A 25478-nucleotide genomic window follows, 5' to 3' on the forward strand; every position below is an offset into this window, starting at 1 on the left:
GGCAGCCGCCGCCGTCGAACCCCAAGTAACGAACAGAAGCGGGAGTCACCTTGAGCATCAATTCAGTCGCCGTCGTCGCAGACCTCGGCGAAAGCTACGGCAACTACACGATCGGCGACGACGACGCCCTCCTGGGCCTCGTCACTGCCTCCAACATCGCCTGCGGTTTCCATGCCGGCGATCCGAGGGTCATGGATGCCACCGTCAAGGCCTGCGTGGAACGCGGCATCGAACTCGGTGCCCATCCCGGATATCCGGACCTGGTTGGCTTTGGCCGCCGCCTCATCGAAGCCAGCGAAGAAGAAATCCGGACCGACGTGCTCTACCAGATCGGCGCCCTGGACGCATTCGCCCGCATCCACGGCGGCAAGATCAGCCACGTGGCCCCGCATGGCCGGATGGGCAGCATCGCCCAGACCGACTCGAAGCACGCCCGGGCGATCACGGACGCCATCAAGGCCTACGATCCCTCCTACATTGTGATCTGCCAGAACGGTCTCCTGGCCGATGAATCCCGCAAACGCGGCCTTCAAGTCGGCTATGTCTTCCTCGCAGACCGAGGCTACGGCGAAGACGGCATGCCCGTCTCGCGCAACAGCGAAGGCGCACTCCTGCACAACCCTGAGGAAATCGGCCGCCGCGTGGTCCAGGTGGTCACCGAGGGGACCGTCCGCGCCGTCACCGGCAAGGTGGTCCCGCTCGGCCACGATGCCGACGTCGTGCTCCTCCACGGCGACCACCCGCAGGTCCTGCAGAACGGGACGGCCCTCCGTGCGGCCCTGGACAAGGCGGGCATCAAAGCCACCGGACTCCAGGACGTCCTCGCCGAAAAGGCCCGACTCGCCACGGTCTGAGGCTGAGCAGCACACCTGATCCATCACCCGCACCACCGAGCAGGACTCATGACCACGCACACAGCACCCGCAGGGCGGCTGCACCACCCACCCGAACTGGAAGCCGAGCCGTTCGGCGATTCAGCCCTCATGCTCCGGATCAAGCACGACGACGCCGACTTCCGTCGGGCGGCGGGCAGCAGGCTCCGCGACGTGCTGCTGGAGGTGCGGCCGTGCGGGGTATTGGACATCGTGGCCGGCGTCGAGTCTTTGCTGGTCGAGTTCGATTGCCTGGCCGTGACCCACGAACAACTGGCCCAGACCATCCGCTTGGCGGTTGCCGGTAACGGCCTGGAACCTGGGACACCTAGCGCCTCGCAATCACTTTTTGTCATCCCGATGGTGGTCAGCGAGGAATTCTCCCCCGACCTTCCGGACGTGGCCGAGGAATTGGGACTGAGTCCGGAAGGGGTGCTGCAGCAATTCCAATCCTCGGTGCTGACCATCAACCTGCTGGCCGCGGCCATGGCCCCCATGATGGGCGGCGTGCAATTCCCGGGCCAGGTCAGCCGCTGCATCGAGCCGCGGACCAATGTGGAACCCGGTTCTGTGATGGTCGCCGGGACCAACGCCATCATCCAACCGTTCCCCGGCCCGAGCGGCTGGAAAGTGATCGGCCGGACTCCGCTCACCATCTGCGACATCCGCGAAGATCCGGCCACCTCCTACAAGCCAGGGGATCTGGTCCGTTTCGAAGTGGTGCCGGAGGACGGTTGGTCGCGGCTTGAGGGCCAGTTCCTGCGGCCCGCCCCCGACGGCCCCGCCTCGGATGTCGCGGAAGGGGGTAACAATGACCTTCCCTGAGCTTGCGATCGGCATCAAAGTCAGTGAAGCAGGCTGGCTGTCCACGTTCCAGGACCTGGGCCGCGAGAATTCCGAGTTCATGGGAGTCCCTTGCGGAGGCGCGGCGGACCAGCACTCCGCGGCCGCGGCCAACATCCTGGTCGGCAATAGCCGCAAGGCCGCGTGCCTGGAAATCATGGGCGGACGTTTTGCGTTCACAGCCACGCACGAGGTGATGTGCGCCGTGACCGGAGTCCCTGCGGAAGTCACGGTCAACGGGGATCCTGTTGCCATGTGGGAGCCCCTCTGTCTTCCTGCCGGAGCCAGGGTTGTGGTTTCCAAGGCCAGCGGCGGCATGCGGAACTATCTGGCCTTCAGCGGCGAACTGGAAACCGCCCGTTTCATGGGCAGCGCCGCGCCGGAATCCCGGATGGGCTTCCCTCAACAGCTTGCTCCCGGGCAGGAGATCACCCTCCGCAGCCGGTACCGAGGATTCACGCACCCGTTCCTGACCCAGCCGCTCTTCCGGCTGCCGGTTCCCGTGCCGGACTTCAGACCGGAGGTGTGGACTATCGATGTCGTCGAGGGCCCTGAAACGGACCGGACGCCAGGCATCCGGAAACTGCTCAGCTCCAGCCAGTACACCGTCGGTGCCAAATCCAACCACGTGGGCCTCCGGTTGGACGGGCCAGTGGTGCATCCGGAGGGACTCGGGGAAATCGTGTCCCATGGTGTGCCGATCGGCGCCTTCGAAATCCCGCATGGCGATGAGCTCATCATCCTGGGCCGCTCAAGGACCCTGACTGCCGGCTACCCGATCGTAGCGGTCGCGGCCAAAGCTTCCCTCGCCATGCTGGGGCAGGCCAGTCCCGGCCGGAAGATGACCTTCCGCTGGATCAGGAACGACCAGGCGGTGGAGCAATACCGGGAACAGCAGCGCGGCCTGGCGCATCTGGAAGACCGCGTGCACGCCCTGTTCGCCGCCGTCGGGCTCCCCGTCTCCGCGAACTTTGCGGCGGTCTCCTCGCCGAGTCCCGCCGCGGTGTGACGCGACCACCCGAAGAAAGTACTTGACCTCCAACCTCTAAAATGAGAAACTCTTCTCATATGTGATTGACATCTCAAATGACTCACACAAAGAACGCAAGGAACTGAAAACCATGGGACTTCTGGACGGCAAGCTCGCGATCATCACCGGTGCCGGCACCGGCATGGGACGCTCGACGGCGGTTCTGCTCGCCGCCGAGGGTGCCGTGGTGGTGCTGGTGGGGCGTCGTGAAGACGTGCTGCAGGAACTCTCCGCGGAAATCGTTGCCGACGGCGGCCGCGCCGTTTCCCGCGCCGCGGACATCACTTCCAAAGACGATGTCGATGCGCTGCTGGACTGGGTCCACGGGAATCTCGGCCAGGTCGACATCCTTGTCAACAATGCAGGCAGCTCCAGCAAGGTCCTCAACGTCCGCTGGATCAGCCAGCAGGAATGGAATGACGTCCTGGACGTCAACCTCAACGCCGTCTACCTGCTCAGCCAGGCAGTCCTTCCGGACATGCTGGCCCGCAAGACCGGAACCATCATTACGGTCTCCTCGCTCGCCGCGGTGAACCCGAATTTGCTCGGCGGCGCCCCGTATGGTGCGGCCAAGGCCGCGGTCCGGAATTTCATGACGTACCTCCACAACACCTTCCGCAACGACGGACTGCGCGCTGTGACCATCCTTCCTGGCGAAACCGCTACGCCCATCCTGGACAACCGCGCCCGCCCGCCCCGCGCCGAGGAGCGCGATGCCATGGTGCAGCCCGAAGACGTGGCCCGAGCCATTCACCTCGTGGCCACACTGCCCCAGCGCACCGTCGTCCAGGAATTGGTCATCGCCCCCACAATCCAGCGGGATACCTCCGGCGACATCGAGATCAGCCGCTGGGCCGGAGCCCCCGCCGAGCAATCAGCTACAGACCAGGCGCCGCAGCGATGAAGCCCCGCAGACTCTACGCGCCGTCCTCCCGGGCAACCACCAAGTCGCCCGCCCCCAGAACAAGCTCAGCAACCACCCAGATCAGGACCATCATGACACTCGAGCCAGCCACCGCCGTCGCCGATTTCCAGCCCTCAGAGGCGGTGCAGCGCATCCAGCGCACATCGCTGCGGGTGCAGCAGCCCCAATCCAAGGGGGACCTTGTCTCCTTGGCCATGGGCGAACCGGACTTCGACACCCCGGCCCAGGTTCGAGAAGCAGCCGCCCGCGCCCTTGAGGACGGCTTCACCCACTACTCGCCGTTGCTCGGCGAGCTGGTGCTTCGCGAGGAGCTGGCTGCCCGTATCGGCCAGCTCCTCGGCGGAGTGGCCAGCCCCGGCGACGTGCTCATCACGCAGGGCGGCACGGCCGGTCTGTCCGCGGCGATCCTTGGCATCGTCAACCCGGGCGACAAAGTGGTCATTCCGGACCCCACCTATTCCCTGTACGCGGATCTCGTGAGCATGGCCGGGGGCATCACCGTGCCGGTGCCGCTGGCCGATGACCTGCACTGGGACCTCGAGGCACTGGCCACCGCGCTTGAAGGTGCCAGGATGTTCGTCTTCTGCAACCCCTCCAACCCGACCGGCATCGTGCACTCCCGCCGCGAACTCGAAGCCCTCGCAGACATGGTCGCCGGAACCGACACCCTGATCCTTTCCGACGAGGCCTACAGTGATCTCGTCTACACGCCCGAACCCTTCACCTCGGCACTTGAAATCGAAGCCCTGGCCGGCCGGACCATCTACTGCCAGACCTTCTCCAAGAGCTACGCCATGACCGGCTGGCGCGTCGGCTACCTCTGGGGTCCGTCCGACGTCATCGCCTCGGCCGCCCGGATCCACAACACCTTCAACGGTTCCATGAACCAGGCCGTGCAATACGCGGCGTTGACCGCCCTGAAGACGTGCGGCCCGGACATCGAACGCATGCACGCCTCCTATGCGTTGCGCGGGGAGCTCATGGCCAACGGTCTCCGGCGGATTCCGGGACTTACGGTCAGCTCACCGGAAGGCGCGTTCTACCTTTTCCCCAAGTACGACGCCGAGCTGCCGGCGTCCGCGATGGTGGCCCACCTTCGCAACCACGGCGTGGCCGTTCGTCCCGGCAGCGAGTTCGGCCGGAACGGTGAGTTCCACTTGCGCTTGTCCTACGCCGCCAGCTCCGAGGCCATTACCGCCGGTGTGGAGCGCTTGGCGGGCGGCCTGGCAGAGCTCCGGTGAGTGCGGCGGACGTGGCCAGCGTTGCGCCTGCCGCTCAGGCGCTACGCTGGGATCTGACACGGAAGGGGGCGCCCATGCGCAGCGACACCCAACGCAACCGCCGCCAGTTGGTGCGGGCCGCGGGGAAACTCTTCGCCAAGGCCAATGGCCCGGTGAGCATGACGGACATCGCCCGTGAAGCAGAGATCTCTCCCGCGACGGCCTACCGACATTTCGCCTCGGTGGAGGACGTCCTGGCCGCGTTCCGTTTTGGTGTTGGCGAGAAGTTGCGCGATTTCAGCGTCGCCCAGACCACGTCCGGAGTGGAGTTGCTGGAGAGCGTCAGCCGGCATTGGGTGGGTCTCGTCATCAAGCATGGCGGTTCCATGGTCCACACCCGCTCGGGTGAGGGGTACCTGGCCCGACTTCGCTCCGGCGCGTACTACCTGACCATCCAGGCTGAGGCTTTGGAACGGCCACTCCGCGAGGCCTGCGAGGAACTCGGCCTCCCGCCCCTCGGGGACGAAGCCATGTTCCTGTGGAACATCCTCTTTGACCCCCGGGAAATTTTCGATCTGCTCAACACCGTAGGCCTGGACAAGGACCAAGTGTCCACCAAGCTTTGTGCGGCGCTCCGCGGTGCGATGGCTGCTTGGGCGGCCGCCGAGCCAACCCCGGCAAAGTGATCATCGGCTGTTCTTCTTCTGCCGGCAAATTAGTCAGATTGACCAATGACGATTGAGTCCGTTGCGCCAGCTGTAGTGTTCCTGTTGAAATAGTGGCAACAAAGGGAAAGGCTACCGCCGGACCCCACAGGCTACGGATCCCCCGGTACACCACCCGGCCACCCGAAACATCGTCCCGCAAGGACGCAGCCGCTGATTGACTCTTGTTCACGCATCGTCTTTCCGCAAGCCGCCGGCCGAGCGCCGGCACCACCATAAGAGCCCCTGAGCCACCGAACGCGTTGCGGTAGCTGAGGGGCTCTTGTGCTGCCGTGGTTGTGTTCTCAGAGAGGCTGAATCAACACCGCGACATAGTCGTATTCATCTTGTGAGGCAGCCGTCCACTCGACCTCCACCGAATCACCGGCCTCGAGGGACCTGTATCCGCCTGGTTGCTCGATGACCGAGAAATGTCCGAAGCACTTCTTCCCGTCGGCAAGAGTAAGTTCCCCCCAACCTTCTTCGGCCCTCCAGAAGGAAACCGTCGCCTTGACTCGAGCTGAGTTCAACGTGGGTCCTCTCTTTGGCGAACTAACGGTACGCAATTCTCCCAGTCTCCCGCACCCGCGCCGGAATCCTGCAGGCACGCCCGGCGCCGCATAGTCTTGTGCCATGACTTCCGCTGGCCGCTTCGCTCCGAGCCCCTCCGGCGAGCTCCACGTGGGCAATCTGCGCACGGCCATGCTCGCGTGGCTCTTCGCGCGTTCCACGGGCCGCGCGTTCTTGCTGCGCGTGGAGGACCTCGACCGTGCGCGTGCCGGTGCCGAGGAAGTCCAACTCCGCGACCTTGAAGCCATCGGCGTGACGTGGGACGGCCCCGTCGTTCGCCAGACGGACCGTGCCGGACTGTACAACGACGCGATCACGCGGCTCACCGACGCTGGACTGACCTATGAATGTTTCTGCACGCGACGCGAGATCCAGGACGCGCCGTCCGCACCGCACGCACCGCAAGGTGCCTATCCGGGGACGTGCAGGAACCTTTCGACGGCGGAGCTCGAGATCCGCCGTGTGTCCCGCCCGGCTGCTATCCGGCTTCGCGCCGACAGGCATGAATGGACTGTGGAGGACGGGCTGCACGGACAATACACGGGCGCCGTGGATGATTTTGTACTCCGACGGAACGACGGCGTCACGGCCTACAATCTGGCCGTCGTGGTGGATGACGCGGAACAGGGCGTGGACCAAGTGGTCCGCGGAGACGACCTCCTGTCCTCCACACCCCGTCAGGCTTATTTGGCCTCGTTGTTGGGCTTAGCCGTTCCGGAATACGCCCATGTCCCTTTGGTACTGAATCGCGACGGCGCCCGCCTGGCCAAGCGCGACGGTGCGGTGACGCTCGGCGAGCTTGCCGCCGTCGGGCTCTCTGCCGGGGAGGTGCGGGACATGATCCTGGAATCGCTCGGCTTGCCGGGAGGGCCGCTTGATGGGGCCTTGGATAGATTTGATCCGGCCCGATTGCCACGCGGGCCATGGATATGGAACGGCATTCAGCAGTCAACCCTCCGGAAAGGGGCTTAAGTGCTCGCCTATGTGCTGACCCGCTACGGCGGTGCCGACGCAATGGAGCTGCAGGACGTCCCCAGGCCGGTTGCCGGTCCGGGCGAGGTCCTGGTCAGGGTCTTTGCCGCGGGGCTCAACCCTGTGGACTACAAGCAACGCGAAGGCGCAGTCCGGGTGATCACCAGGCCAAGGCTGCCCTTGGTCGCCGGAAGCGAACTGGCCGGGATCGTGGAAGCTGTAGGCCCGGGTGTCACCCGCTTTGCCACGGGAGACCGTGTGTTTGCCCGCGTGGACAAGACCCGGTTGGGAGCCTTTGCCGAGCACGCCGCCGTCCACGAGGATCTCGTGGCGCTCATGCCAAGGTCGCTCAGTTACACCGAGGCCGCGAGTCTTCCCTTGGCGGGCCTCACCGCGCTGCAGGCATTGCGCGACGAGCTCAAGGTCAAGGCCGGAACCAAGCTGTTCATCTCCGGCGGCGCGGGAGGAGTGGGAACCCTTGCCATCCAGCTGGCCAAATACTTTGGCGCCGAGGTGACCACAACTGCGTCTCCCCGGGGAGAAGAGTTGGTGCGGCGGCTCGGCGCGGACGCCGTCGTCGACTACACGAAGGAAAACCTGGCCGAAGTGCTCAGCGGCTTCGACGCGGCGCTGGACCTCGTGGGCGGGGAGACGCTGGACCAGACGTTCAAGATCCTCAAGCCAGGCTCGAAAGTGGTGAGCATCGCAGGGATGCCCGAACCGCAGACGGCCTTGAAAGACCTTGTGGCTCCGGCATGGACGACCGCGCTGTTCTGGGCGATCAGCCTCGGAATCCGGAGCCGTGCCCGGGAAGCGAACGTCAAATACCGTTACCTTTTCATGCATCCCAGCGGCGAGGACTTGAAATTCCTCTCCCGCTTGGTTTCCGAGGAGAAGCTGAAACCCGTGGTGGACAGCAGCTATCCGCTCGAAAAGATCGGCGACGCTTTCGCCGCGCTGGAGCAGGGACGCGCCAAGGGCAAGATCGTGGTGACCATGCACACCCCCGGTTAGGGGGCGGCGGGGGTTAAGCTGTCCGGGTGGATGCACAGACGATTGCCCCTGGATTCGAACCAGTCGCCGAACTCTTTGGCCGATTCCTGAGCGAGGACGCGGAATATTCGGCCCAGCTCGCCGCCTACCACCGCGGCGTCAAGGTATTGGACATCAGCGGTGGCCCGCACCGCCGTCCGGATTCCGTGACCGGTGTCTTCTCCTGCTCCAAAGGAGTGTCCGGGCTCGTCATCGCACTTTTGGTCCAGGACGGCTTCTTGGACCTCGACGCCGAAGTAGTCAAGTACTGGCCGGAATTCGGCGCCGAAGGAAAGGCCACGATTACCGTGGCCCAGCTGCTCTCCCATCAGGCCGGGCTTCTGGGAGTCGAAGGCGGACTAACCCTCGCGGAATACAACAGCTCCGAGCTGGCCGCCGCCAAGCTGGCACAGATGCGGCCGCTGTGGAAGCCCGGGACCGCCTTCGGGTACCACGCGCTGACCATCGGCGTCTTCATGGAGGAGCTTTGCCGCAGGATCACCGGGTCCACCCTCCAGGAAATCTACGAAGAACGCATCCGATCGGTCACGGGCGCCCACTTCTTCCTGGGACTGCCTGAATCCGAGGAGCCACGCTATGCCACCCTCCGCTGGGCTGCGGACCCCGCCCAGCCGTGGATCGATCCCGCCAGCCATTTCGGCCTTTCGGCAAACTCGGCCGTCGGAGACATCCTTGACCTGCCCAACCTCCGCGAGGTCCGCGCAGCAGGCCTGAGTTCAGCAGCCGGAGTTGCCAGCGCCGAAGGCATGGCCCGCGTCTACGCTGCGGCACTCACCGGACTTGCCGCCGACCGCGACCGACCCGCCGTCGCGCCCCTCCTGAGTGAAGAGACCATCCAGACCGTCACGGCCGAGCAGGTCTTCGGCATCGACCGGGTGTTCGGCGAGACGAGCTGCTTTGGGACCGTGTTCATGAAATCGCATGCCCGCTCGCCTTACGGCAGCCACCGGGCGTTCGGGCACGACGGCGCCAGCGCATCTTTGGGGTTCGCTGACCCTGTCTATGAACTCGCCTTCGGGTACGTGCCGCAACAGGCCGAGCCGGGCGGAGCCGGATGCCGCAACCTCGAACTGAGCGCCGCCGTGCGGAAGGCAGTCACCGAACTGGCTCAGTAGGATGAAGCATGAGCGAACCGAGATTCACCGTTGAAACAGCCATGGTCCTTGCCGAAGTGGCGCACAATCGCCAAAAGGACAAGCTGAAGCGGCCGTACCGCGAGCACGTGCTGGCAGTAGGGGATGCGCTCGCCGACTTCGATGACGACATCCGGATCGCAGGCTACCTGCACGACATCGCCAAGGACACGCCGATTACCAAGCAGGCGCTGCTCGACATGGGTGTTTCCGAGCGTGCCGTGGGCATCATCGAACGCGTGACGCGCCGATTCCAGGATGACTCGGACAACGATGAAGCCGTCCTCCGGCATATCGCACAGGACCATGACGCCACTTTGGTCAAGATCGCCTGCAACGCCCACAACTCCGTGCCGGAGCGGGTGCGGGCGCTCGCCGCGAAATGGCCGGACAAGGCGCGCGCCACGCGCTCCGCAGACGCCCGGGAAGTGCTCTACAAGGCGGTGCCGCGGGGAGAAATCCACCTCATCCTGCAACGCGTCAACCCGGATCTGCTGCCCGAGATGGATCGCCTGGCGGACTAGCGCTTCAACTCGGCAGGTTTCGACTGTCTACGGTTTCCTCGGATCGTCCTGCCGCGGGGTGGAAACAGCCGCCGCCTCCCGGGTAGTGGATGCGGTGACTTCCGCGAGGACCCGCTGGTGGATCTGGGATGTGAGCTGGTGAATCGCGCGCGTCAGGTCGGTGTTCTCCTGGAGCAGTTGCTCCTGGGCGTTGTAGTCGTGGTCTGCCTTCACCTGCTGGAAAGCCGCTTGACGGTTCTGTCCGATCATGACGAAGGTCGAAAGGAAGATCGCTTCGAGCGAGACGATCAGCGTCAACGTCGGCCACGGACTCTGTTCGAACACGAGCATCCACACAGCGAAAAGCAACACATGCAAGTAGACGAAGTTCATCGATCCGGCAAAGGCCGTGATCGCATCCGCGACTCGAAGCTGAATGCTTGCGGCCCGGCGCTCTGCCTCCGCCAGGACCGATGGATGCAACTTCGACCGCTCGCTTTGAGAGAGCAACCGTGTGGGTCTCAGGTAGGAGCGTGAATGCGGAAGAGTGCCCGTCGTGGATGTCGATTGGTGTCCGGCTTGCTGTGCCATACGTTCAATCCCTTGGCTCGCGGCGAGCCCATCTCGCCTCTGGGTGCGAGCCTAGCGTTGCCATGCGCGTGAACCTAGGATCGAACGCTCGGGAAAGTGCGGCGGGTCGTGAGGGCGGAGCCGGGCAGCGCCGGGGCAAGGGCAGTGCCCTGTCCCGGCGCCCGCGTGTCGGAATGACGGTTGGTGTTTATACGCGGTTTATACGCGCGATCTTCCGCTGAGGAAGTGGAAGATCAGAACGATCACGGCAACAACCAAAAGCAGGTGGATGAACCCGCCACCGATGTTGCCGATGAATCCGAGAAGCCAGAGAACCGCAATAATGATGGCTATCCAAAGCAACATAACAGTCTCCCTTTTGTACAAATAGAAATTCTGATTCTGCGCCCCGCCGCTCTGCGACCCGCGCAGATACCGTGTGGTGCCCTCACCTTATGCCAGGATCGGGTTCCTGTTAACGGGCAAGCAATAAGCGATAGTCAGGTTCCGATTTGGTGGCCCCGGCTCGGGGAAAGCTACACGCTCATCAACCGTCGCCGATGCTTGAGCTCCTTGACCCAGTCCCTCGTCTGCACCGCCCCGAAAGGTGAGGCGCCGGCGTCGAGCTCTGCTATGAGCGGGCCCGAGGCCTTGAGCGCGAGTCCCAGGACTCCCTCCGCTGCGCGCTCCGTCAGCCCGAGCTTCGCGGCCCAGGCAAGGAAGTGCTTCCGGGAGATTCCGCTCTTCTTGCCGCCGATGCCCAGCGCGAGCGTTTTGTCCCCATAGACCACTGTGGAGGGGATGTCGTAGACCGGTGCGATGGTGTACTCGCCCTGCGGCGACTGGACGATCGACACGTTCTTGGCATGGAGGTCGCCGTTGCCGCTCAGCCAAGCGAAGGCCAGCTGGATGGCGAGGTTTCTCAAGGCCGGGAGGGGTGCGGAACAGTGCGCTGCCAAAGCCAGGCAAACCTCGCCGAACGGCACGCTGTACTTGTCCGCAGGGTAGAGTCCCAGCACTTGGGCTCCGTCCTCGACCGCGAGGCGCAGAGCGGTGCCGTCGGCTCCGGTGAGGCGATCGAAACGCTCCACGAGCAGCCCTGCCCGCCCGCCGACGTCGTGCACCAACTGCACGGCACTCACCGGTATCCGCAGCTTGCGCGCATAACGGAACATCAGGAATTCGTTTTCCACGACGAACGGGAACTCGGGAGCATTCAGTTTGAGGATGAAGCGCTTGCCCGCTTGTGCGACCGGGAGCGAGATCATCCCGGCCGACAACTTGTCCTGTACACCCGCCAGCGCCACAGGATCAATGAGGCCTGAATCGCCGAGCAGCGCGTCGAAGTCGAGCGGCAGTTTCGAATCGAGCACGACGGCGGAGCCTCCTTCCGTGGGCGGCTCGCCGTGGGGGATCGTCTGGACATCGCCCACGGCGTCCCCGCCCGCGCCCATGAGGAGCGCGAGTTCGTCGTCGGCGCTGGCCTTGACCGCGCGGCGTAGTGAATTCAGGCGGCGGCCTTCCGGGAGGAGGCCAGTGAAGTAGGGAGGGACCGCGCCGCTCGGGGTGAACACTGCTTCGTTTGTCAGCGGGAGCGTAGTGGCGACGGCCGGACCGCCTGATTCGAGGTACCGCGGCAGGTAGCTGAACTTGGTGCCGCCTTCATGCCGCTCGATGCGCGCAGCCAGGACTCCCTGCTTGTAGACGTCGGCGATGCGGTGGAAGGTCATGGCCGGCTGTTTGCAGTCTGGCTGCCCGCGGGTTGCACCAAGAGCTCAAGGCCGAGCGTGCCGAGGACCGCGAGGAGTGGTTCCAATTGAACCGTGGTCTTCCCTTGCTCCACGAAGCGCACGAACCGTTCCGAGACTCCTGCGAGGTCTGCGAGGTCGGACTGGCTCAGGCTCAGGGAGGCGCGGCGGGCACGGACCTTGGCGCCGAGGGACTCCGTGAATTCCTTGGGGGACATGTCCACCCTTCTGAGTCTTGTGGGGACATGCGCATGTGCGCATCCGGTACGTTCGTGCCGGTTTCACCATTTTCCGTCTCTCTGGGAGACGAATCAAGGATTGGCAGCGAGGAATCGGTACGTTCGTGCCGGTGCGTCCAGGTCGACATCGTGGGTGCGGGCCGTTCGCTGCGTTCCGGCACTCCGGTCCCGAGCCCACACCCACGAATTCGCCTAGGTGGCCGGACGTGCCCTCAGCCTTTCCAACGCGGCTTCCCGGCGTGTGGCCCCGCGCCGTTCGTCGATCACGATCGAGATAGCCAATGCCGCCACGATCACCATCATGCAGACGGGAACAGAGACATCCAGGGCGGCCAAGCCCACACTGCCGCAGAGCAACACCACCACGAGGGCCGTGACTCCGAGGAGAGCCCGGTCGAAACCCAGCAGGTAGCCGTATAGCGAACTCAGGGTTACCTTGAACAGGGCCACCGGGACGGCAATGGTGGCTACGACGACGGTGGCGCTGATGTGCGCGGCATGATCGATGAAGAGGGCGGCCACGTGAAGTCCGCCACCGGTGGCGGCGATCGACCCAAAGATGAACATGTGGCCGTATCCGAACACGAATGCCCGGTGCCGTTGGTGGTGCAGGGCGTGACCGGACGGGAGGATGAAGTAGATCCACCACATTCCAAAGGCCAGCCCGGTACCGCCGAGACCCACGAGGGCGGCGTCAACGGACCAGCCGTGAAGGGCAACGATCGCCCGGAGGGATTCGATGGCTCCGATCAGGCACTCGCCCAGGGCGATGATGGCCAGGAGGCCGTAGCGTTCGGCGATGTGGTGCGCGTGCCACGGCGTCTTGGCTTTGCGCTCGGCGATGGTCGGCGTCGCCATTTCCAGCAGGAAAAGCGGAGCAGCCATGAGGAAATTCGTCAGGATGTCTGCGTGGACAATCAGCACCACCACCCAGCCAATCTGCGCCACCACCAGGAATCTCGCGTAGGTGAGGCAAGCGCTTCGGCGTTCCGGGTCCTGCTTCGCCGCGCGCAGCCACTGAAACACCAACGCCAACCGCATGATGATGTAACCCAGCACCATGGTGGAGTTGTCCACGCGGTGGCCTTCGTCGAGCGATTGGAACATCGGTTCGATGCCCATGGCAAGGATGAGCACACCTACCATCTGCACCATGGTGACAATCCTGAAGACCCAGTCGTCAGTGTCGTAGGCGCTGGCAAACCACGAGAAGTTGATCCAGGCCCACATGACGGCGAACATCGCGAAGGTGAAGCCGATCAGCCCGGAGCCGAAACGGGCTTCGGCCAGCTCGTGCGCGAACTGGCTGCCGGCAACCCCGAAGGCGATAACGAACGTCAAGTCAAAGAAGAGTTCCAGGGGCGTGGCCGTGCGATTCAGCTCCTGGGGATCACGGCCGCCCATGCGCGACAGTGCATGGCGCAATGGATTCATGGACATGGTTCAGGGTACCGCCGGGAGGCCCCCCGGGTCCCGATCCCTGGAGAGCGCGTCCGGGTTCCTCTTTGCCCACAACAGCAGTCCGATATACGTCAGATCGAAGATGCTGCACAGGACCCCAATGCCCAGAATGAACGGTGAACTCTCGAGGACCCCGAAGGTGATGGTGGGCGCGAGTGTCCCGATCCACTTCGCCACGGCGATCACCAGGGATTGGCCCCGCAGGCTGCGGCGGGCCGCGAACATGGCAATGAACAAGCCGGACATGAGGAGATTCTGCAGGAACGCCGCGTACCGGGATGCGGGATCCCAATCGAACTCGGCGATGAACAGCCACTGCACGGCGAAAGATGCCAGGCCCAGCAGTATCGCCCATCCGATGAACAGCGGCCGCGTGACAAATCCGGGAAGCTCCCGCCTGCCGAACGCCAAGAAGGTGTAGACAATCGCGACGTCAGCCAAAGCCCAGGCAATGTTGATGACACCCTGCACGGAGAGCCTCGTGCTGAGCGAATGCACCGAGTAGATGACCTCCCACGCGAAGTTCAGGCCCAGCGCCGCTGCCGGGATCGCGTATGTCTTGTCGCGAAACCCGATCCGGATCGCGCAAATGTAGACCGTCGTCCAGGCGACGCCGCTCAGGATTGTCAGAAACAGGTTCACGGTTCCTCCTTGTCCAACGCGGGGTCACTTAGCGCCCATCCGGGGCCCGAACATGGGCCGTAAGTGACCCCGCGTTGCGTTAAACCCGGCCCAGTACGTCGATGTCCTCGAGGAAGTCCCGGTGGACTTCCTCGCTGACGGTGGTGCGGGTGTCGGCGATGGCGTCGAGGTAGTCCTGCGTCACGGGTCCCTTGCGACCGTTCGACGCCGGTGCGCCGCCCCCGCTGGAGGCGCCGGCACCGTCGTCGTACACCGCTTTTTCCAAAGCACGCTGGGAGGCACTCCGTGCCGCGTATTCGATGTCCGCGGGGGAGAAGCCCTCGGTCCGTGACACCAGCAGCGCCACGTCCACGGAGTCGACCACGCTGGCCGGGATGAAGCGTTGCCACATGGCCTCGCGGGCGTGGACGTCGGGCAGGCCGATGGGGATCACGTAGTCGAAGCGGCCGTGGCGCAGGAAGGCGGAGTCCAGGGCGCGGATGAAGTTGGTGGCGCACACCAGCAGGCGCCCGGGCTGTTCGCGGAATGCCGGGATGATCTTGAGGAGTTCGTTGGTGACGCCCTGCAGCGGCGACGGCGGCTCACCGGAGCGCTGGGACGCGATCTCTTCCACCTCGTCGATGAACACGACGGCGTGCTCCAGCTCGGCGATTTCCAGGAACGTCTCACGCAACGCACCGGCCAGGCCCTTAGGATCGGAGGCCAGCCGCGAAGGAAACACCTCCACGAACGGCCACTCGAGCCGGGACGCAATCGCCTTCGCGAACGTCGTCTTGCCGGTACCGGGCGGGCCGAAGAGCACGACGGCGCGCGGCGGCACCACGCCGAATTGATCGGCGAGGTCGGCCTCGGCCAGGGGAAGGACCAGGCGGCGTTCCAGCAGTTCCTTTTCGCGCCGCATGCCGGCGACGTTTTCCCACAGGTCCCGGGCCAGGATGCGGCCGCCGAGCTGGCTCAACGGCTCGAGTTCCTGGCGCTGGACCGGGATGGTCCGTTCGAAGTAATGCAGGTTTTGCTTGAGCAGGAAGCCGCGGCCGAGGAACGCTTCGACCCGGGTCTCGGACTCCGGCATGAGCGCCGAGAGCTTGTTGAGCCCGTGCGGGGTCATCCGGTTCTCGACGGCGGCCAGCAGCGAGGTGCCGATCCCGCGGCCCCGGAACTCGGGCAGCGTGGCCAGGAAGACAATCCAGCCCTGGTCATGGGCCGCACGTCCGACGGCGGCACCGACCACCTGTTCGCCCTGCACCGCCACGACGGCGTGGTCCTTCTCGCACGAGGCCAGGACCTCGGAGAGCGCATAGACCGGATCCACGTTGTCTGCTTTGAGCGACTCCCAAAGGTGCAGGATGCCGTCCATGTCCGAGGAATGGAAGTCCCTGATACGCCAATTGCTCATGCCTGCTCCTTGGTGGATCGCCATCGATTGCCTGGTGTTGAGCATAGGCGAATCGGGGGTGGAGGAGGGTTGCGCGGGCGTTGCGTTACGTCGCTAACTCCCTGGGGGCCCGGCTCGCGATGAGTCCTGCGACGTGTTCCGCGTCCCGGCCGACACCGCCTACGAGGCCCGAGGTCAGTCCGTATTGGAAGGGCATGCCCACAAAGAACAGCCCCGGCAGCTGTCCCACGGCGCCGCGGGAGGTGGCGGGCCAGCCGTGTCCGTCCTCGGGAAGTCCGCGGATCCAGCCAAAGTCGGGCTGGTATCCGCTTGCCCATATCACGGTGGCCACAGGTAGCGTCCGGCCGTCCTGCAGCAGGGGTCGGCCGTCCCGGGTGCCAGCGAGCCGGGGAAGACGGGTCACGCCTGCGACCTTGAGTTCCTTGACGGAGGTCCGAATCAGCGGCGCGCCGTGCTGGGTGAAGTCGGTTGCGACCTTGCGGCCCATCGGTGTGGATCGGGTCAGTGCGTGGTGGATCATGAACCACCACAGCCCGCCGGCGTAGCGCAGTACCGGACCCGGTACGTGGAATGGTGGAGTGCCGGCGATATACGTGCGGTGGGAGGACGCAAGCTCCACGGCGATTTCGACCCCGGAAGTCCCGGAACCGACCACAAGGACATCTCCGGGTGGGATAGCGTCCGGATTGGAATACTCCGCTCCGTGTAGTTGGCGGATCGCGGGATCCAGGGCCCCCGCTTCCGCAGGAATCCGCGGCCGTGCATTGGCGCCGGTTGCGACAACCACGTTCTTGGCCAGGAACGATCCGGTGCTTGATTCGACTTTGAACTTGCCGTCCTCGCGCTCGACGCCGGTGACCTGGACACCGTGCCTTACCGGGAGCTCCCAGTTCTTGGCGTAGTCCTCAAGGTAGTTGGCCATGTCGTCTTTGGCTGGAAAACTGCCGCGAGCTGCGGGAAATGGTTGGCCAGGGAGCGCGTCGTGCTGCGCCGGCGTGAAGAGCCGCAAGGAATCCCAACGGTTCCGCCACACATCGCCAATGCGGGCCTGTGAATCCAAGATCAGGAAGGCCTGGCCGCGTTTCTTCAGATGGAATCCTGTGGCGAGACCTGCCTGCCCGGCGCCGATAACCATTGTGTCCACTGGCTCAATGCTGTCCATCGCGAAGCCTCCTGAGGTGCGAATCCTGGCATCATTAGAATACCATTCCAGTCAGTAGAATGCTATTCTTTTCCAGTGGAGATTCGGCACAATGACAGGCGGGTGGCCCAAGCCGTCGCAACCAGGGCTGCCGTGGTGGAAGCCGCGAGGCAGCTGTTTCTGAGCAACGGGTACGTGGCCACCACTATCGGGGCGATTGCCGGGCAAGCCGGCGTCGCAATCCAGACCATCTACAACTCAGTGGGCAACAAGGCGGCGCTGCTGTCAGCCGTGGTGGATGCAACCGCCGCAGGCCCGGACACCCCGCGGTCTGCCACGGAGGTCATGCGCGCAAGGACCGCCGCAGCCTCCGACGCCGGGGCGGTCTTTGCGGTGTTGGCCGACTGGTTCGCCGAGGTGCACCCGCGGAGCAGTGAATTGTTCAGCGTCATGAGGCAGGCATCCGCCGTAGACGCCGAGGCGGCCAAGGTGCTCAGGGACCGGGCAGAGCGTCGGCTCCGGAACTATGCCGAAGCCGCGGCTGCGCTGCGGCAACGCGGAGCGCTGGCCTCGGGCATGAGCGACGAGCAGGCTGCAGCCGTGATCTGGTCGCTCGGGCACCCAGACACGTACAAATCACTCGTGCTGGATTTCGGCTGGGAACCGGAGCGGTACAGGGATTGGATTCACGCGGCACTGAAATCGGCACTCGCCTGAGGCCGTTCTTGACGGCCCAGCGCAACGAGTCCCTCGAGTTCGGTACTCACCGAGTGGCCTTCTCAGTGCCTACTGATGCAAGCGAACCGGAACGGGCCCGGTAGAACTCTTGTCGCTGGCGGCCGAGCCCTTCTACCTCGAGCTCCACTACGTCGCCGGGCTGGATGTAGGGGAACCGGCCGGAGAGCGCCACGCCTTCCGGAGTGCCCGTGAGAATGACGTCGCCGGGCTCCAGGACCATGTACTGGCTGAGGTGGTGGACCACGGTAAGGGCGTCGAAGATCATGTCCGACGTGTCCGACGATTGGCGGATCTCCCCATTGACCCAGGTGCGCAATGCGAGGTGGCCGGCGTCGAGCTCATCCGCGGGAACCAGCCACGGACCGAGCGGAGTGGACTGCGGAAGCGATTTGCCTTTGGTCCACTGGCCTGCGGCTCCGGGCAGTTGGTAGTCGCGCTCCGAGAGGTCGTTGGCGACGACGTAGCCCGCGATGCAGTCCGCGGCCTCCTCGGTACTGGAAAGGTATGACGCTTCGCGGCCGATGACGATTCCGAGTTCCACCTCCCAGTCGTACTTTTCCGACGACGGCGGGATGGGCGCCGCGTCGAACGGTCCACTGACGGTGTTGCTCGGCTTCAAGAACACCACGGGGGATTCCGGTGGTGTGGCGCCGGATTCGGCCGCGTGGGCGGTGTAGTTGAGGCCGATGCAGACGACGTTGCCGGGGCGGGCGATGGGGGAACCGATCCGGAGTCCTTCGGCCGAAATTTCGGGCAGATCGCCGGTATCAATGGCTTCCCGGGTGCGTGCGATGCCGTCGGTGGCGAGGAACTCTCCGTTGATGTCCTTCGTCAGCGGTTCAAGGCTGAAGTATTTTTCGGTGCCGGTGGCGTCTTGGGCGATGACAACCGGCTTTTCATTTCCGGCAGTGCCCAGCCGGGCGAATTTCATGGTCATGTATTCCTCCGTGCGCTGGCTCTAACATCCGAGCTCTAGTCTGCTGTTGCTCTCCATAATACGGAAATGTGACCCATTGACAATGTAGACATCGGATGTTTACGCTTCCCAGTAAAGTCCTGCTGCCAAGCAAGGAGCACAATGAGCGTCATCACCGCGGTAGACACCTTCGATATCCGTTTTCCCACCTCTCAGGAACTGGACGGATCGGATGCCATGAATCCGGATCCGGACTATTCGGCGGCATACCTGGTGATCCGCACCGACGCCGGTGATGGCCACGAGGGCCACGGTTTCGTCTTCACCATCGGGCGTGGCAACGAGGTGGAGACCGTGGCGATCCACGCACTCCGCCACAACGTCCTGGGCCGCAACGTCGAGGAGCTTCTCGGCGACATGGGTGGCACGTGGAAGCTCCTCGCCCACGATTCCCAACTCCGTTGGCTCGGCCCCGAAAAGGGTGTGATGCACATGGCGATCGGCGCCGTCGTCAACGCGCTTTGGGACCTCAAGGCCAAGAGGGCCGGGCTCCCGCTCTGGGAACTGCTATCCGGAATGAGCCCCGAGGAGATCGTGGCGCTCGTGGACTTCAGGTACCTCAGCGATGCCCTGACCCCGGATGACGCGCTTGGAATATTGCGGACGGCGGAGCCGGGGCGCGCCGCCCGCAGGGCAGCGCTTCTCGCGGAGGGATACCCCGCATACACCACGACGCCGGGCTGGTTGGGTTACAGCGACGACAAACTTGTGTGTCTGGCAAAGGAAGCCGTTGCCGACGGCTTCGGGCAGATCAAGCTCAAGGTGGGAGCCTCGCTCGACGGCGACATCAGGCGCGTCCGCACAGCCCGCGATGCCGTAGGCCCGGACATCAAGATCGCCTTGGACGCGAACCAACGCTGGGACGTTCAGGAAGCCATTGAATGGATGGCGCACTTGGCTCCCTATGACATTGCCTGGATCGAGGAACCCACCAGTCCCGAGGATGTCCTGGGCCATGCGGCGATTGCCCGGGGCGTGGCGCCGATTCCCGTGGCAACGGGTGAGCATGTCCAAAACCGGGTGGTGTTCAAGCAGATGCTGCAGGCCGGGTCGCTACAGGTCCTGCAGCTGGACGCGGCGCGGGTGGCAGGAGTGAACGAGAACATCGCCATCCTCCTCCTTGCCGCGAAGTTCGGCGTCCGCGTCTGCCCGCATGCAGGAGGCGTTGGTCTCTGCGAGGCCGTGCAGCACCTGTCGATGTTCGATTTCGTGGCAGTTTCCGGCGACAAGAATGGTCGGATGATTGAGTTCGTCGACCACCTGCACGAACACTTCGTCACGCCCGTCGATGTCCACGACGGCTGCTACTGGCCTCCGTCCGCACCCGGGGCCGGCAACGAAATGGTCGGCGGAACGCTGACCGATTACAGATTTCCCGATGGCCCGATGTGGGCCGCGGTCCAACTGAAAGCACGTGGTGAAGATGTCCGCAATGATCGCCCAAGCACCTTGGTTCACGGAGTCCCGGTTCGGCATGTTTGTCCACTGGGGCCTGTATGCCCTGCCGGCCCGGCACGAGTGGGTCATGAACCGCGAACGCATTCCTTCCGAGGAATATGAGAAGTATTTCCAGCGCTTCAACCCGGATCTCTACGATCCGCGGGAATGGGCCCGTGCCGCGAAGGACGCAGGCATGAAGTACGTGGTGCTGACCACCAAGCACCACGAGGGCTTCTGCCTCTGGGATTCCGCCCTCACCGACTACAAATCCACCAAGACTCCGTCCGGCCAGGACTTGGTGGCCCAATACGTCGAGGCACTGCGGGAATTCGGCCTGAAGGTAGGTTTCTACCATTCACTCATTGACTGGCACCACCCGGATTTCACCATCGACGGGTTCCACCCCGAACGGGACAACCCCGACGCCGAGAAGCTCAACGAGGGCCGCGACATGGCCCGCTACCGCGAATACCTCCATGGCCAGGTGCGCGAGCTGCTCAGCAACTATGGCCAAATCGACTACCTCTTCTTCGACTTCTCCTATTCCAGCGAGGCCCACAAGAACATCTGGGGCGGCAAAGGGCGCGAGGCGTGGGGTTCCGTGGAACTCTTGAATATGGTCCGGGAACTTCAGCCCGGCATCATCGTCAACGACCGCCTGGACATTCCCGGCGACTTCTCCACGCCCGAGCAGTACCAGCCGTCCGGTCCCATGGTGGTGGACGGCGTCGAGGTGCCTTGGGAAGCGTGCCAGACGCTGAACGGCAGCTGGGGCTATGACCGGGACAACCTGGACTACAAGTCCGTGGACATGCTCATCCGGATGCTGGTCGACGGAGTGTCCAAGGACGGAAACCTGCTCCTCAACGTCGGTCCCACTGCCCGCGGGAATTTCGATCCGAGGGCCGTGGAGTCCCTCCGCGGCATCGGCAACTGGATGAAGCTGCATTCCCGGGCCATCTACGGTGCAGGCCCCGCGGCGTGGACCCCGCCCGCCGATGCCCGGTACACGCGCCGCGGCGAGCGCCTTTATGTGCACCTGTTTGCGTGGCCCTTCGAATACGTCCACCTCCCGGATCTCGCCGGCAAGGTCGAATACGCCCAGCTGCTCAACGACGCGTCCGAAGTCGCGATGCTCGAGATCGCACCGGACCGGGAAGCAATCAACACGACCCCTGGAGGACAGCCAGCAGGTACCCTGACATTGAAGCTGCCCGTCCAGCGACCGGACGTGGCGGTGCCCGTCGTCGAACTCTTCCTGAAGACCGGGGTGTAGGGTGCCGGAAACCGTTGCCCTGCGGTGCCGCCGGCATCGGCAACCTGTACCGTGCCAAGCATCGGCGCGAGCTAGAGGGCCTGGCGTAACCAGCTCTCGACGCCGCTGATGTGGACCGTCACGAGCGCCCGGACCAGCTCGGCGTCGCCGCGTTCCAAGGCGTCCGCGATGGCCTTGTGCTCGGCCAGGGTGTGCGCCACGGCTTTTTCCTGGGTCAGCCCCCGCCAAATGCGGGCCCGGACGGTGTTGCCGGAGAGCGCCTCGAGAAGGCCGGCAAGGTAGTCGTTTCCGGCGGCCTGGGTGATGATGCCGTGGAATTCGAGGTCGTGGGCCACGAGTTCTTCGACGTCGGTGTTCTCGTCGATCCCGTCCATCGTGGCGCGCAGGGCCGTCAGTGCAGTTGGAGTGATCTTGCCTGTCGCGATGAACGCGGTGGCGGGCTCCAGGATTCGTCGGACCTCAAAGAGTTCCAGGATGGAACGGTCCTGATGAAGATCAACGACGAACGCCACGGCCTCGTTAAGCAACTTGGCGTCAAGGCTGGTGACATAAGTGCCGTCCCCACGCCGCACGTCCAGGACCCGGATGAGTTCGAGGGCTTTGACGGCTTCGCGCAGGGAGCTTCGCGAGAGGCCGAGCCGCTCGCTTAGCTCCTTTTCCGGAGGAAGGCGGTCCCCGGCCTTGAGTTCGCCGCGGATCAGCATGTCCTTGATCTTGCCGATCGCTTCATCTGTGACAGCCATGGCTACATCCTAACGGCGAATGATCCGATGTCTGGGCACCCAACTGACTCGCATTTGTTGTCGTTTTGAGGCCCCAAAACGACAACAAATGCGAGTCAGTTGGGGGGACCAACGCACGACGGCGGCACCTGCGGTTCCGCGCGAACGAAACCGCAGGTGCCGCCGTCGGGCACTTAGTTTTTGGGCGAGCGCTGAAAGTGCTAGATCCTGTCCTCTGCACCGGCAACCGGCAGGTTGGCGATCACGGGGGAGCTGCCGGTGAAGCCGTCGCGGGCAGCGGCGAGTTCGTGGATCTGCTTGCGGCACAGGTACCAGCCGACCACCATGAGGGCGCAGGCAATTGCCGTGACCAGCATGGTGAGCGGGGAGTCGATGAACACCATCACCAGCACACCCACCAGGAACAGCAACGAAAGGTAACCGGTGTAGGGGGCGCCGAACATCCGGAAGGACGGACGCTTCAGCCAACCCTTGTCGGCCCAGCGCTTGAGCTGCATTTGGCACAGGACAATCGTGGCCCATGTGACGATGATGCCCACCGAGGCGATGTTGAGCACGATTTCGAACGCCTGCGCCGGGACGAGGTAGTTCAGCGGAACACCGAGCAAGGAGACGCCGGCGGTGATGGCGATGCCGCCGTAGGGGACACCAGCCTTGTTCATCCGCTGGGCGAACTTCGGAGCCGAACCAGCCACCGACATGGAGCGCAGGATGCGGCCGGTGGAGTACAGCCCGGCGTTCAGCGAGGACAACGCCGCCGTGAGGACCACGAGATTCATGATCACGTCGACGCCCTGGATTCCGATGTGGCCGAAGAACGTCACGAACGGGCTGACGCCCTTCTCGTACGAGGTGTACGGCAGCAGCAGAGCCAGCAAGATGACGGAGCCGACATAGAACACCGCGATGCGGAACACTACGGAGTTGATCGCCTTGGGCATGATCTTCTCGGGGTTCTCGGTCTCACCTGCAGCCGTGCCCACGAGTTCGATCGAGGCGTAGGCGAACAGCACACCCTGCATGAGGATGATCATCGGCAGCAGGCCGTTGGGGAAGATGCCGCCGTGGTCCGTGAGGAGGCTGAAGCCGACCTCCTGGCCCGGTACGGGCGTGCCGAAGATAACGAAGAAGGTCCCGACCACGAGGAAGGCCGCCAACGCGGCCACCTTGATGAGCGCGAAGTAGAACTCCATTTCGCCGAACACCTTGACCGAAACCAGGTTCAAGCCCAGGACAACGACCAAGGCGATCAGGGCCCATGCCCACTGCGGAACAACGCCCATCCACGGGACGTATTTGCCGAAGAAGTTCATGTAGAGGGCTGCGGCGGTGATGTCCACGATGGTGGTGGTGGCCCAGTTGATCCAGTAGAACCAGCCGGAGACGAACGCAGCCTTCTCGCCGAAGAACTCGCGGGCGTAAGAGACGAAGGAGCCGGACGACGGGCGGTGGAGCACGAGTTCGCCGAGGGCGCGCAGGATCAGGAAGGCAAAGAAGCCGCAGACCGCGTACGCGATGACGAGCGAGGGGCCCGCAGCGTTGAGGCGGCCGCCGGCACCCAGGAACAGGCCGGTGCCGATGGCACCGCCGATCGCGATCATCTGGATCTGGCGTGGCTTCAGGCTTTTGTGATAGCCCTTGTCCTCGGCGTGGAGGAGCTTTTCGGTGGCGTGCGCCTGTGGCGGGACCGTGTGGTCCGTGATGGGTGCATTGGTCATGGGAATCCTTTGGGGGTGTCCTGTTGGGGGTCCGGATCTCGTCGTCCGGCCGGTCTTTTCGCGCGTTCAGGCCCGACGGCGGCGGGTGAGCGCCGCCGTCGTCGGACGTTTTGCGCGGCTCAGCCTAGTTGCTGAGGTTGGCCAGGCGTTCTGGACGGAGGAGCTCATCGAGCTGCTCCGAGGTCAGCAAGCCGTGTTCGAGAACGAGCTCGGCGACGCCCTTGCCGCTCGCCAGCGCTTCTTGGGCGATGGCGGTTGCGGAGGCGTAGCCGATGTGCGGATTGAGTGCCGTGACGAGTCCGATCGACTGCTCTACCGTGAGGCGCAGGCGTTCGGTGTTCGCGGTGATGCCCCGGATGCAACGTGACGTGAGTGTGCGGCACGCGGCTTCCAGGTGGGAGATGCTCTTGTGGAGGCTGTGTACGATAATCGGCTCGAAGGCGTTCAGCTGGAGCTGTCCCGCTTCGGCTGCCATGGTGACTGTGACATCGTTGCCGATGACTTCATACGCCACTTGGCTGACCACTTCCGGGATCACCGGATTGATCTTGCCTGGCATGATGGACGATCCCGACTGCACAGCCGGGAGGTTGATCTCGCCCAGTCCCGCACGCGGTCCGGAGGACAGCAAGCGGAGGTCGTTGCAAATCTTGGAAAGCTTGACGGCGACGCGCTTGAGAACGCCCGAGAGGTGGACGAACGCGCCCACATCCTGGGTGGCCTCGATGAGGTCGACAGACGTGACCAGCGGCAAGCCCGTGATCTCGGCCAGGTGCCTGCAGGCTGCTGCGGCGTATCCAACGGGGGCGTTCAGGCCGGTTCCGATGGCAGTGGCACCGAGGTTGATCTCGTGGATGAGCAGCTGGGACTCGGCCAGCCGGGCCCGGTCCTCGCCCACGGTCACTGCGTAACCGCCGAATTCCTGGCCGAGGGTCATGGGGACGGCGTCCTGCAACTGCGTGCGGCCCATCTTGACCACCGTACGAAACTCCTGGCCTTTTTCCGCGAACGCGACCTGGAGTTCCTGGAGGGCCGAAAGGAGGCCTTGGACTGAGAAAATGGTGGCCAGGTTGACGGCGGTGGGGTAGACGTCGTTGGTGGACTGGCTCAAGTTGACGTGGTCGTTCGGGTGCAGCCTGGCGTAGTCGCCCTTGGGGTGGCCAAGGATTTCAAGGGCCCGGTTGGCGATGACCTCGTTGGCGTTCATGTTGGAGCTGGTGCCGGCACCGCCCTGGATGACGTCCACCATGAATTGCTCGTGGAGCTTGCCGTCCAGAATGTCCTGGCAGGCCTGCTCGATGGCGTCCGCCCGTTCGTCGTCCAGGAGGCCGAGCTCGCGGTTGGCGCGGGCGGCAGCGAGCTTGACTGCCGCCAGGCCCTTGACGAGGTTGGCGTTGCTGGCCAACGGGTGACCGGTGATGGGGAAGTTCTCGATGGCACGCAGCGTGTGCACGCCCCAGTAGGCATCAGCAGGGACGTCCCGGTCGCCGAGGAGATCGTGTTCCGAGCGGAACCCTGGAATTGTCGTGGAGTGCACGGCAGATGTCATTGCTGTCCTTTGGTCT

The 25478-nt window shown here is 64.2% G+C and carries 25 protein-coding genes; 13 read left to right on the top strand and 12 right to left on the bottom strand.

Annotation, left to right across the window (positions count from 1 at the left end):
* Positions 1-50: 50 nt before the first annotated feature.
* The 10 genes from AB0323_RS18765 (at position 51) to AB0323_RS18810 (ending at position 9846) form a co-directional block, all read left to right on the top strand.
* On the top strand, positions 51-854 hold the full coding sequence (locus AB0323_RS18765) for a 5-oxoprolinase subunit PxpA (protein WP_366178670.1): 804 nt from the start codon (positions 51-53) through the stop codon (positions 852-854).
* Positions 855-902: 48 nt separating this feature from the next.
* A complete protein-coding gene (locus AB0323_RS18770) occupies positions 903-1697 on the top strand; it encodes a carboxyltransferase domain-containing protein (RefSeq protein ID WP_366178671.1) in 795 nt (264 codons plus the stop codon).
* Complete coding sequence (locus AB0323_RS18775; RefSeq protein WP_366178672.1) at positions 1684-2724, top strand: biotin-dependent carboxyltransferase family protein; 1041 nt, start codon at positions 1684-1686, stop codon at positions 2722-2724. The genes AB0323_RS18770 and AB0323_RS18775 overlap by 14 nt, the downstream gene beginning before the upstream one ends.
* A gap of 112 nt (positions 2725-2836) precedes the next feature.
* Positions 2837-3649, top strand: a complete 813-nt coding sequence (locus tag AB0323_RS18780) for an SDR family oxidoreductase (protein WP_366178673.1) — start codon at positions 2837-2839, stop codon at positions 3647-3649.
* Between the two features lie 92 nt (positions 3650-3741).
* Positions 3742-4911, top strand: a complete 1170-nt coding sequence (locus AB0323_RS18785) for an aminotransferase class I/II-fold pyridoxal phosphate-dependent enzyme (protein WP_366178674.1) — start codon at positions 3742-3744, stop codon at positions 4909-4911.
* 74 nt (positions 4912-4985) lie between these two features.
* Positions 4986-5576 (top strand): helix-turn-helix domain-containing protein, encoded by a 591-nt coding sequence (locus tag AB0323_RS18790; protein ID WP_364536511.1) that lies wholly within the window; start codon positions 4986-4988, stop codon positions 5574-5576.
* Between the two features lie 651 nt (positions 5577-6227).
* Positions 6228-7136, top strand: coding sequence for a tRNA glutamyl-Q(34) synthetase GluQRS (gene gluQRS, locus AB0323_RS18795; protein WP_366178675.1), 909 nt, complete (start codon positions 6228-6230; stop codon positions 7134-7136).
* Positions 7137-8150: an NADP-dependent oxidoreductase gene (locus AB0323_RS18800; RefSeq protein ID WP_366178676.1), complete on the top strand. Its 1014-nt coding sequence runs from the start codon at positions 7137-7139 to the stop codon at positions 8148-8150.
* A 26-nt stretch (positions 8151-8176) separates the two neighbouring features.
* On the top strand, positions 8177-9304 hold the full coding sequence (locus AB0323_RS18805) for a serine hydrolase domain-containing protein (RefSeq protein ID WP_366178677.1): 1128 nt from the start codon (positions 8177-8179) through the stop codon (positions 9302-9304).
* An 8-nt stretch (positions 9305-9312) separates the two neighbouring features.
* The gene (locus tag AB0323_RS18810; RefSeq protein WP_366178678.1) at positions 9313-9846 is read left to right on the top strand and encodes an HD domain-containing protein; all 534 of its coding nucleotides are present in this window, start codon (positions 9313-9315) and stop codon (positions 9844-9846) included.
* 27 nt (positions 9847-9873) lie between these two features.
* Here AB0323_RS18810 and AB0323_RS18815 read toward each other — a convergent pair whose 3' ends face one another.
* The 8 genes from AB0323_RS18815 to AB0323_RS18850 form a co-directional block, all read right to left on the bottom strand.
* A complete protein-coding gene (locus tag AB0323_RS18815) occupies positions 9874-10416 on the bottom strand; it encodes a DUF1003 domain-containing protein (RefSeq protein ID WP_366178679.1) in 543 nt (180 codons plus the stop codon).
* Positions 10417-10614: 198 nt separating this feature from the next.
* A complete protein-coding gene (locus AB0323_RS18820) occupies positions 10615-10761 on the bottom strand; it encodes a lmo0937 family membrane protein (RefSeq protein WP_364536493.1) in 147 nt (48 codons plus the stop codon).
* Between the two features lie 170 nt (positions 10762-10931).
* Positions 10932-12125: a HipA domain-containing protein gene (locus AB0323_RS18825; protein WP_366178680.1), complete on the bottom strand. Its 1194-nt coding sequence runs from the start codon at positions 12123-12125 to the stop codon at positions 10932-10934.
* Complete coding sequence (locus AB0323_RS18830) at positions 12122-12361, bottom strand: helix-turn-helix transcriptional regulator (protein ID WP_364536953.1); 240 nt, start codon at positions 12359-12361, stop codon at positions 12122-12124. The genes AB0323_RS18825 and AB0323_RS18830 overlap by 4 nt, the downstream gene beginning before the upstream one ends.
* A 213-nt stretch (positions 12362-12574) precedes the next feature.
* Positions 12575-13822, bottom strand: coding sequence for a low temperature requirement protein A (locus AB0323_RS18835; RefSeq protein WP_366178681.1), 1248 nt, complete (start codon positions 13820-13822; stop codon positions 12575-12577).
* A gap of 3 nt (positions 13823-13825) precedes the next feature.
* A complete protein-coding gene (locus AB0323_RS18840; RefSeq protein ID WP_366178682.1) occupies positions 13826-14485 on the bottom strand; it encodes a hypothetical protein in 660 nt (219 codons plus the stop codon).
* A gap of 79 nt (positions 14486-14564) precedes the next feature.
* Positions 14565-15881: a GNAT family N-acetyltransferase gene (locus tag AB0323_RS18845; RefSeq protein ID WP_364536482.1), complete on the bottom strand. Its 1317-nt coding sequence runs from the start codon at positions 15879-15881 to the stop codon at positions 14565-14567.
* Between the two features lie 85 nt (positions 15882-15966).
* On the bottom strand, positions 15967-17043 hold the full coding sequence (locus AB0323_RS18850) for an NAD(P)/FAD-dependent oxidoreductase (protein ID WP_366178683.1): 1077 nt from the start codon (positions 17041-17043) through the stop codon (positions 15967-15969).
* A 75-nt stretch (positions 17044-17118) separates the two neighbouring features.
* Between AB0323_RS18850 and AB0323_RS18855 the strand changes: the two genes are divergently transcribed.
* Positions 17119-17739 (top strand): TetR/AcrR family transcriptional regulator, encoded by a 621-nt coding sequence (locus tag AB0323_RS18855; RefSeq protein ID WP_366178684.1) that lies wholly within the window; start codon positions 17119-17121, stop codon positions 17737-17739.
* Positions 17740-17785: 46 nt separating this feature from the next.
* On the opposite strand, the gene AB0323_RS18860 is transcribed toward AB0323_RS18855, so the two are convergent.
* Positions 17786-18697, bottom strand: coding sequence for a fumarylacetoacetate hydrolase family protein (locus tag AB0323_RS18860; protein WP_366178685.1), 912 nt, complete (start codon positions 18695-18697; stop codon positions 17786-17788).
* Between the two features lie 141 nt (positions 18698-18838).
* Between AB0323_RS18860 and AB0323_RS18865 the strand changes: the two genes are divergently transcribed.
* Together AB0323_RS18865 and AB0323_RS18870 are read left to right on the top strand one after the other, a co-directional pair.
* Complete coding sequence (locus tag AB0323_RS18865) at positions 18839-20296, top strand: L-fuconate dehydratase (RefSeq protein WP_366178686.1); 1458 nt, start codon at positions 18839-18841, stop codon at positions 20294-20296.
* A complete protein-coding gene (locus AB0323_RS18870; RefSeq protein ID WP_366178687.1) occupies positions 20211-21452 on the top strand; it encodes an alpha-L-fucosidase in 1242 nt (413 codons plus the stop codon). The genes AB0323_RS18865 and AB0323_RS18870 overlap by 86 nt, the downstream gene beginning before the upstream one ends.
* A 71-nt stretch (positions 21453-21523) precedes the next feature.
* On the opposite strand, the gene AB0323_RS18875 is transcribed toward AB0323_RS18870, so the two are convergent.
* The 3 genes from AB0323_RS18875 to aspA all read right to left on the bottom strand — a co-directional run bounded on the left by AB0323_RS18875 (position 21524) and on the right by aspA (position 25462).
* A complete protein-coding gene (locus tag AB0323_RS18875) occupies positions 21524-22195 on the bottom strand; it encodes a FadR/GntR family transcriptional regulator (RefSeq protein WP_366178688.1) in 672 nt (223 codons plus the stop codon).
* A 200-nt stretch (positions 22196-22395) separates the two neighbouring features.
* Positions 22396-23913: an amino acid permease gene (locus AB0323_RS18880; RefSeq protein WP_366178689.1), complete on the bottom strand. Its 1518-nt coding sequence runs from the start codon at positions 23911-23913 to the stop codon at positions 22396-22398.
* A gap of 124 nt (positions 23914-24037) precedes the next feature.
* Positions 24038-25462 carry an aspartate ammonia-lyase gene (gene aspA, locus AB0323_RS18885; RefSeq protein ID WP_366178690.1) on the bottom strand — a complete coding sequence of 475 codons (1425 nt, stop codon included), beginning with the start codon at positions 25460-25462 and terminating at the stop codon, positions 24038-24040.
* Positions 25463-25478 lie beyond the last annotated feature (16 nt).

It is taken from the genome of Arthrobacter sp. NPDC080031 (assembly GCF_040702485.1).
Classification (GTDB): Bacteria; Actinomycetota; Actinomycetes; order Actinomycetales; family Micrococcaceae; genus Arthrobacter.